Annotated in this window: 6 protein-coding genes and 1 pseudogene; 2 read left to right on the top strand and 5 right to left on the bottom strand. The window is 72.2% G+C overall.

The features are described 5' to 3' along the window. The 5 genes and pseudogenes from ACFV0O_RS20225 to ACFV0O_RS20205 form a co-directional block, all read right to left on the bottom strand. A partial coding sequence (locus tag ACFV0O_RS20225; protein WP_380343457.1) for a choice-of-anchor A family protein occupies positions 1-1,237 on the bottom strand: 1,237 nt, incomplete at its 3' end. 302 nt (positions 1,238-1,539) lie between these two features. Further along, a complete protein-coding gene (locus tag ACFV0O_RS20220) occupies positions 1,540-2,394 on the bottom strand; it encodes a hypothetical protein (RefSeq protein ID WP_380343455.1) in 855 nt (284 codons plus the stop codon). An 8-nt stretch (positions 2,395-2,402) separates the two neighbouring features. Further along, positions 2,403-4,049 carry a DUF4157 domain-containing protein gene (locus ACFV0O_RS20215; RefSeq protein WP_380343453.1) on the bottom strand — a complete coding sequence of 549 codons (1,647 nt, stop codon included), beginning with the start codon at positions 4,047-4,049 and terminating at the stop codon, positions 2,403-2,405. A 154-nt stretch (positions 4,050-4,203) separates the two neighbouring features. Further along, positions 4,204-4,412: pseudogene (locus ACFV0O_RS20210) on the bottom strand (DUF4872 domain-containing protein); the annotation flags it as partial. Between the two features lie 168 nt (positions 4,413-4,580). Beyond that, on the bottom strand, positions 4,581-5,696 hold the full coding sequence (locus ACFV0O_RS20205; RefSeq protein WP_380343604.1) for a TIM44-like domain-containing protein: 1,116 nt from the start codon (positions 5,694-5,696) through the stop codon (positions 4,581-4,583). A gap of 553 nt (positions 5,697-6,249) precedes the next feature. On the opposite strand from ACFV0O_RS20205, the gene ctaD reads away from it, so the two are divergent. Both ctaD and ACFV0O_RS20195 read left to right on the top strand, forming a co-directional pair. Beyond that, entirely contained in the window at positions 6,250-7,920 is a 1,671-nt protein-coding gene (gene ctaD, locus ACFV0O_RS20200) for a cytochrome c oxidase subunit I (RefSeq protein ID WP_380343451.1), read from the top strand. After that, positions 7,917-8,306 carry a cytochrome c oxidase subunit 4 gene (locus ACFV0O_RS20195; RefSeq protein ID WP_380343449.1) on the top strand — a complete coding sequence of 130 codons (390 nt, stop codon included), beginning with the start codon at positions 7,917-7,919 and terminating at the stop codon, positions 8,304-8,306. The genes ctaD and ACFV0O_RS20195 overlap by 4 nt, the downstream gene beginning before the upstream one ends. Positions 8,307-8,319: the final 13 nt, after the last annotated feature.

Raw genomic sequence — 8,319 nt, 5'->3', positions numbered from 1 at the left:
GGTTGACGCCGGTGGTCTGCAGGCCGGGGATGCCGTTGGTCTCGCGCCAGAGCTGGAAGGTGGCGCCGGCCAGCGGCTGCGAGGTGGCGGAGTCGGCCTTCGTCACGCTGGTCGCGGCGGTGGGTGCCGGGGCGTTGCCGCAGTCCGGCAGGTTGCCGTTGAAGGGGTAGGCGTGGAACTCGGTGCCGGTCATGCCCGAACCGGAGTTGTGCAGCAGGGAGCCGGTGGTGAAGAACCGTCCGGCGGTGCCGGGCAGGTTCACCGTGGTGGAGCTGGCCGGGTTGCCGACCAGCACGCTGCCCTGGAACTGGCCCGACCCGGTGAGGGTGACGGACGTCGCAGTGGGGAAGTTCCACAGGAGGCGCTCGCGGAGCTGGTTCCAGGGGTCGGTGTCCTGGAGGCTGCCGCTGTAGGTGTTGATGGTGCGGGCACCGCCCACGAGGTTGACGAGCACCGTCGCGGTCGAGGGGATGCCGGCGAAGGCGATGCCCTGCGTCGAGCCGCCGCGGCCGGCGATGTCGAAGTCGACGTTGAAGACCTGCAGCGCGGAGGTGCCGTCACCGGTGAACAGGGTCTGGTAGCCCTGGTTGACGGCGGTGCCCGTGGCGGGGCGGGGCGTTGCGGTCCCGGCGTAGCACTCGCTGGCGGTCTGCAGCCGGCCGCGCAGCGGCGCGTAGGCCGCGACGGCCTGCGCGTCCTGGGTCTTGGTGCCGGTGATGGTGCCGGTGGCCGTGCCCGCGTAGCGGACGACGCCGCCGTCCGCCAGGAGCCGCTGGCCCGGTGCCACGGTGACGTTGCCACCGGCGGTGAGGAAGTCGGCGCCGTCGGGCGGGGGGACGCGTGAGCCGACGCCGGCGATGCCGACGTTGTACGCGGCGCTGGCTCCGGCGGCCTTGTTCATGTCGAAGTTGCCGAGGGTCACCACGTGGCCCTCGGCCTCCGCGGCCGAACCCCGGACGTTGAAGTCGCCGCCGACGAAGATGCTGACACCGGCGTCGCGGCCCGCGAAGGGGCCGTTGTTCACCGGCGGGAACGTTGCCGGGCAGTCCGCGCCCAGGCACGGCCCGAGCCCGCCCGGAAGCGTGGCCGCGCTCGCGGCCTGCGGTGCGACGAGCGACATGCCGAAGGGCACGAGCGTCAACGCCAGGGCGGTACCCGCCGCCCTGGCGAGCCGGCGTCTCCAGCGGACGGCGGTCACCGGATTCTGACTGGACTTCACCTTGGTCCTCTCACCCATGTGGACAGTGGAGCCATTGAAGTCTTCTGGGCCGGAGGACCGGGCGCTTGCGATCGGTGGGCGCCTTCGTCTGAACGTGCGTCCAGTGCACCCGATCGGTTGCAACGCGATCGGTTGCAACCCGTCGCGACTGCAACCCGTCGCGACGGGCGGGGCGGTGGTGGGTCCGGTGTGGCGGCGCGGCGGTGGGTCCGGTGTGGCGGCGCGGCGGTGGGTCGGTGCGGCGGGTGGGTCGGTGCGGTGTCACGGCGGGGAGCGGGGCGGGTGTTCGCCGGTGACTCCCCGCCCGTCGAGGGGCCGGGTCAGTGGTCGCGGGTGAGCCGGTAGTGCCGAGGGTCGGCGATGCCGTGCAGGTCCTCGGCGGTGAGGGTGTGGCCGTCGACGTCCAGGATCCGGAGGTGCCGTCGTTCGCGCATCGGGCGCAGCCCGAAGGAGGACGACAGCTCCAGGTCGAGCCGGCCCTCCTCCGGGGCGAACCACCAGCGGCCGGTGACCTCGCCCCGCAGTCCCGCCCGGTGGTGGGTGCCCGTCAGGTGGCCGCCCTCGACGGAGTCGTCCGGCACGGCCGCGTCCGCCGAGGCGGTGAGGTCGACGTCCAGGGACTCCCCGGACGGGTCGTCACTCTCGATCGTCCAGTGGCCGGGCTCCACGGCCCCGGAGCCCGCCGGGCCCGCCCCGGGCGCGTCGGCGGGCCGGGCGTCGGAGGGCCGGGTGCCGAGCAGCCGGTGGACCGCGGCGTCCACTGCCCGGTCGTCACTGCCGGCCGGCAGCCGTTCGACCGGGCCCTCCCCGGGCGGCAGGGCCGTCGCGTCGAGCGGCCAGACCAGGCAGGGCTTGTCGAACGAGGCCGCGTACCGGCGCTGTTCCAGGACGTGGGGGTCGTCGGCCGCGGCCCGGGACCAGACGAGCAGGAACAGCCCGCAGGCGCCCAGTTCCTGCAGGACCGGTTCGGCCGGCAGCTCGTCGGAGAGGTCGCGGGACTCGTCCAGGGCGGTCCGGAGGCCGCCGGCGCGCAGCCGGGTGTCCAGGGCGGCGGCCCGGTCGGCGTCCGCGGGCGCGTGGGCGAGGAAGACCCCGGGGCGCGCCGTCCGGCCGGGGCCGTCGTGCTCGCCGTCGTGCTCGCCGCCGGGTCGGTCGTCGTGCTGGTCGTCGTGCATGGGCTACCTCAGACCTCCGCGTCGTACGTGTCCAGGTCGTGGCCGTGGTACCAGGGCGCCTGCGGGTTGTAGGAGGCGAGGTAGTAGTCGGCCTCGCAGGTGTACGTCGCGGGGAACAGCTGGTGCGCGCGCAGCTTCAGGAGGTTGATGGCCGCGATCTCGTTGGCCAGTGCCTGCTGGTCCTGCTGGTTCACCGGCTTGAGCTGCTCGTCGTCCACGAGCTGCTGGGCCGCCGCGAGGTTGTCCTTCAGGAACTGGGGCCACTGTGCCGGATCGCTGCTGTACGTGTAGTGCGGTGTCACCCGGTAGTGGATCATCTTGGGCCACCTGGCGTTGGGGTTCTTGATGGGGGCGGCCGGGTCCAGGACGTGGGTGACGGTCGGGTGCGACTGCTGGTAGGGCGCCAGGGCCGTCGCGCTCGACTGGGTGCCCTGGACGGTCTGCCCCGGGGCGGCGAAGCCGATCTTGCCGTCGCCGAGGTCGATCGGCTGGTTGGCGGCGATCCACTGCTCGTAGCCCGCGGCGAGTCCGTGGGTGCCGCTCTGCATCGAGGCGCGGATGGGACGTTCGACCTTGTTGAAGTGCTCCTGGGTGTTCGACTTGGCCGAGCCCATGAAGATGTTCGTGGCGGTGTCGTTGGCGCCGGCGGTGAAGTCGCCGTTGATCGCGTGCATCGCGGTGGCCGCGTTCTGCTGCCCGTTGGCGCGCACCAGGCCGCTGTCGACGGTCCTGATGGCGGTGATGTCCGCGGGTTCGCCGGGCGACGATCCGCCCCCGGTGTTGCTGAGCATCCGTTCCAGGTAGACCCAGTTGCCGAGGGTTCCGCCGCCCGCGTAGACGAGGCCGGCCTCGCCCAGCACGTCGGTCTGGATGCCGCCGATCGCCGTGTTGCCGGCCGTCATGTTGCTGAACGGCTGGAAGGCGGCCGCCCGTTGCAGGACCGCTTCCCCGGCCAGGGGGCCCGCGCCGTGGCCGGCACAGTGCTCGTCCTCGTGCGCGTGCTGCCCGGCCCGTTCCCCGGCGGCCCGGTCGGCGGCGGCGGACCCGGGAACCGCCTTGCGCATCACCCGGACGGCGTTGGCCTCGGCCTCGCGCTCGAAGCGGTCGGACGGGTCGGAGACCTTGAGCCCGGAGCCGTTGTCGCTACCCGCGACGGGGCCCCGGCGCTGCTGGAGGACGTGGGTGAGCTCGTGGGCCAGGGTGTGCCGGTCGCCGCCGCCCGCCCCGATGACGACGTGGTTGCCGGAGGTGTAGGCGCGGGCGCCGACCTCGGCGGCGGAGGCCTGGGCGGCGCTGTCGTCGTGGATGCGGACGGCGGAGAAGTCGGCGCCCATCCGGCCCTCCATCTCGGAGCGGACGGCGGCCTCCAGCGGCCGGCCGGGCGTGCTCAGGACGTCGTGGACGGCGGAGCGCTGCACCGCCGCGCCGGTCCGCCCGGCCGGGCCCGCCGCCTGACGGAGCATCTGGACGACGGCCCGGTTCCCGGCGGTCGCCTGCAGCGCCATCAGGTCCGGCCCCGGTGCCCGGCCGCCCGCGCGCGGCGTACGGACCGGCGTTCCGGTGCGTCCGGAGGTCTGGGCCCTGGTGTGTCGGGCGTGCAAGGGGGCATGCAAGGGGGGCCTCTTCCGGCGGTGGAACAGCAACCCTTCCTGCATAACGCGCGCGGTGGCCGCGGCGCCAGGGACCGAAGGGCAGACCCGGGTGCCCCTTCGGGTACCCGTACGGGCACCCGCCGACGGGCCGGCGGTTGCGGAGCCCGCGGACCGAGCGGACCACAGGGCCAGGCGGACCCGACGGGCCGGCGCAGGTCCGACTGGGGTCGTCGGTGCGCCGGAGCCATGTGCCCACCAGCTTCCCGGCCTTCTCGATGCCGCGGTGACCGAGGCTGGCGATGGGCGGGTCGAGGAAGGCGTCGGCGCAGGCCGTGACGGCGGGGACGATCCGTTCGTGCGGGGCGGCAGGTCCCTCGGAACGGTGAGAACGAACGACCGGTGCCTGGCGGTCATCGGGCCACGCGCCCGATGGTGAGAAGTTCGTCGCGCACGCCGTCATGGTGGACTCCCCTACGGTGGGAGGGTCCAGTGCCGGGCTCACCGGGATCCACCGGGCGAAGCGCGAGAATCCCTGGGGCCGGAGCAGGGCCGGGCGCGACCGCACGTACGGCGCGGCCCCGGCGCGGGCTCCAGCTACTCCACGTCGGTGGCGATCACGGTCCACGCCTCGGTCGACGTGTCGTCCAGCCGGAGATCGAACGCGAAGGTGAGCGGCCTGCGCTTGTGTGCGTCGCCACGGAGTACCTGCTCGGTGCGCCGGTCGACCTCGTAGTAGACGCCCTCCGCGTCGACCGCGACACGGAGGACGATCGGGTCGCGTGAGACCAGCGAGCGCACCGTGACGGACCTGACGACGGCGTTACGCATGACGGTCCGGTCGACCGTGCGCACGGACGTGAAGTCCAGGCTGCCGTCGTTCATGACCCACTCTTCGAGGAACCGCTCGACGGCGACCTCGAAGACCGCCTTGTCGAACCGGCCGTCGAGCACGCTCAGATCGCCGACGGCGGTGTCGGCATCCGTGCTCCACGAGATGTTGGTGAGCGACAGGATGTCACTCGCACCCTTGACCGCGGTCTTCCCGGCCACCTCCAGCACCGCCTCGCGAGCGACCTCCTTCTGGTCCCAGCCGTCCGTCTCGATGGCGCTGGTCAGGTGGTGCGCACCCTCGGCCGCCTGCTCCACCGACGACACGATCCACTCTCCGGCCCGGCTCTTGCGCAGCGTCCAGTACTCGACCGGGCGCGTCGAGCCGTCCTTGCGCACGGCGTCCGGGCCGTGGCTGCGGCGTACGTAGTCCTTGAGCGTCGCGGTGATCCGGAAGGTGACGGTGTCGTTCACCTCGCCCGCGCGGTTCGCGACGTCGACCAGCTCGACCACCGGGCCGGAGACGATCTCCACGACGTTGACCTCGCCGCGTGACTCGTAGTCCCGCAGCTCGTCGGCCCACTTGCCGTAGAGCACCGGGGACAGGATCTGCTGCAACGTGGCGTGATCGTGGTGGGTCCAGGCATGTTGGGCGGTCACGTACAGCCAGACGGCCCGGCGCTCGAGCGCGGCGCGGTCGAAGGTCGCATCCGTGTCGGCGATGGCGTCGACCCGGGCCCCGACCCGGGCGGCGCGCTCGCGCGCCTGCGCGTCCGCGCGGTGCGCCGTACGGTCCGACACCGTGTTCAGACCGACCGCCTGCGCCGCCTTCCGGCGCCGGTGCGCGAACCACAGGATCAGGAGGACCACGGCCACGATCACCAACAGGGCGACGAGCCCACCGCCACCGGCTCCGACACCGGAGCCGAATCCGTAACCGAAGCCGCCGCCGCCCGACCCGTGGAAGCCACTGCCGTGGCTGCTGCCGCCGCCCCCGCTGCCCCCGGACCCGTGGCCGTGACTACCGCCCCCGCCGCGGGCGTACGCGACCGTCGGGCTACTCAGCGCGACGACTCCAGCGACCACAGTTGTCCACCGACGGGCGCGCACCGGGCTCCCCCTTCAAGAATCAGAGCTGTTCCACGAGAGCCTACAAGCCGGGTCGCCCGGGAATCGTCGGGGTCGGCCTTCGCGCACTGCCCCGCGCTGATCACTCACCGTGAGTGCCGTGTGGACTCCCCGCCGCCCGACTTCGGGGGCGGCGAGGCGGTCGCCGGCGCGGCCCTGACCAGACCTGCGGGAACGGAGCCGTCCTCCGCGCCGGCCGCGCGGCGTGGGCCGGGCGGCGCCGGGCGGGTCTGCCGTGCGGTCGTCACGGTAGGTGGTTCGATGAACACGCACCCGTCGGTCCGCCCGTTCACCGAGGAGCCGCCGCATGACCGGCACCGTCGCCGCCCCTCCGGCCGGATCCGCCACCAGGCTCAGGCGCGGCCGGGCGGTCCTGCGCTGGCTGAGCACCACGGACCACAAGGTGATCGGGAACCTGTACCTCACCACCGCGTTCGGCTTCTTCCTGTTCGCCGGCCTGCTCGCCATGCTGATGCGCGCCGAACTCGCTCGCCCCGGAATGCAGTTGATGAGCAACCAGGAGTACAACCAGCTGTTCACCATCCACGGCACGATCATGATGCTGCTCTTCGCGACGCCGACGTTCGCCGGGTTCGCCAACGCGGTGATGCCGCTGCAGATCGGGTCGCCGGACGTCGCCTTCCCCCGTCTGAACGCCTTCACGTACTGGGTCTACCTGCTGGGCGGGTTGATGGTCGTCGGCGGGTACCTGACCACCGACGGCGCCGCCGCGTTCGGCTGGTTCGCCTACGCGCCGCTCAACGGGCCCGTCCACAGCCCCGGCACCGGCGCCGACCTGTGGACGATGGGCCTGGCGGTGGCGGGCGTCAGCACGATCCTGGGCGCCGTCAACTTCATCACCACCATCGCGTGCCTGCGCGCCCCCGGGATGACCCTCTTCCGGATGCCGATCTTCACCTGGAACGTGCTGTTCACCTCGATCCTGGCGCTGTTCGCGTTCCCGGTGCTCACCGCGGCGCTGCTCTGCCTGGAGGCGGACCGCAAGTTCGGCGCGCACGTCTTCGACGCGGCGAACGGCGGCGCGCTGCTCTGGCAGCACCTGTTCTGGTTCTTCGGCCACCCCGAGGTCTACATCGTGGCGCTGCCCTTCTTCGGCATCGTCACCGAGATCCTGCCGGTCTTCAGCCGCAAGCCGGTCTTCGGCTACTACGGCCTGATCGGTGCGACGATCGCCATCACCGCGCTCTCGGCGGTGGTGTGGGCGCACCACATGTTCGCGACCGGCCAGGTGCTGCTGCCGTTCTTCTCCCTCGCGTCCTTCCTCATCGCGGTGCCGACCGGGGTGAAGTTCTTCAACTGGGTCGGCACCCTGTGGAACGGCTCGCTCTCCTTCGAGACACCGATGCTCTTCTCCCTCGGATTCCTGGTCACCTTCCTCCTCGGCGGGCTGACCGGGGTGCTGCTGGCCGCGCCGCCCATCGACTTCCACGTGACCGACAGCTACTTCGTCGTCGCCCACCTGCACTACGTGCTGTTCGGCACGGTCGTGTTCGCGACCTTCGCCGGGTTCTACTTCTGGTGGCCCAAGATCACCGGGAAGATGCTGGACGAACGGCTCGGGCGGATCCACTTCTGGCTGCTGCTGCCCGCGTTCCAGGCCACCTTCCTGGTCCAGCACTGGCTCGGCGCCCAGGGCATGCCCCGCCGCTACGCCGACTACCTCGCCTCGGACGGCTTCACCACCCTCAACACCGTCTCCTCGATCGGCGCGTTCCTGCTCGGCGCGTCCACCCTGCCGTTCCTCTACAACGTCTGGCACACGGCCAGGTACGCGCCGAAGGTCACCGAGGATGATCCGTGGGGCTACGGGCGCTCCCTCGAATGGGCCACCTCCTGCCCGCCGCCGCGCCACAACTTCCACGCGCTGCCGCGCATCCGGTCCGAGGGCCCGGCCTTCGACCTCCACCACCCCGACTACTCACGGCAGGCCATGGACGCCCTGGAGGAGAGCCGGTGAAGGGCGAGTCCTGCCTGTTCGGCGGCATCGCCGCGTTCTTCGGCGCCGCCGCCGTCGTCTACGGCTACTTCGCGAGCGAGCCCGCCGGCAAGGCCGCGCTCACCATCGCCTTCCTGATGTCGACGCTGGTCGCGTTCTTCTTCTGGGTCCAGCACACCCGGCACAGCGGACGCCCCCAGGACCGCACCGACGCGCAGATCGTCGAGGGCGCCGGCCCGCTGGAGTTCTTCGGGCCCCGCAGCTACTACCCGGCGCTCACCGCGGCGGGGCTGGCCCTGCTCGGCCTCGGGGTGGTCTACGCGCTGTGGATCGTCCTGATCGGCGCCGGAGTGACGGCCGCCGGAGTCTTCGGGGCGTACTTCCAGTACGCGGGCCGGGAGGACTGACACGCGGTCGCCC

It is taken from the genome of Kitasatospora sp. NPDC059577, from assembly GCF_042735475.1.
GTDB lineage: Bacteria > Actinomycetota > Actinomycetes > Streptomycetales > Streptomycetaceae > Kitasatospora.
This window is presented reverse-complemented; position numbering and strand designations above follow the sequence as displayed.